Genomic DNA, 444 nt, shown 5'->3' with positions numbered 1-444 from the left:
CTTAGGAGACTGGGTCATTGAAACTGGCAAAGAAATTGCCCCAAAATTAATTATTACGGAAAACAGCCGATATGCTACTACATTTGTAAACGATTCTAAACTGGTAAAATATGAGATAGGGTTGTTTAACCCAACAAATGAGACCATTTACATCATGAACATTTCTCATTCCCTAGACTCTCAAAGTTTAAGAACTCTCGCCATAGCGTGTTACAATGCCACATCCATTCTAGACTTACCAAAAGTAGAAGACGTGTCAAAAATTCCGAAAGAGAGTCTTCTTCCTTTCACTGGATGTCAGATACCTCCAAGAGAAAAAAGGTACCTTGTCATGTATATCGAAGTTGATCCTGCAATTGAGATGTTCTTATTGAGACCAAAAATAGAGTACAAAATAAATAATAGTACTTTTTTCATGCCTGGAGCAACAATGGAATTTGTGAG

1 pseudogene is annotated in these 444 nt (G+C 36.5%); it reads left to right on the top strand.

Annotation, left to right across the window (positions count from 1 at the left end):
• Positions 1–444: pseudogene (locus E3E26_RS10975) on the top strand (hypothetical protein); the annotation flags it as partial.

Origin of the sequence: Thermococcus sp. LS1 (assembly GCF_012027395.1) — an archaeon.
Classification (GTDB): Archaea; Methanobacteriota_B; Thermococci; order Thermococcales; family Thermococcaceae; genus Thermococcus.
This window is presented reverse-complemented; position numbering and strand designations above follow the sequence as displayed.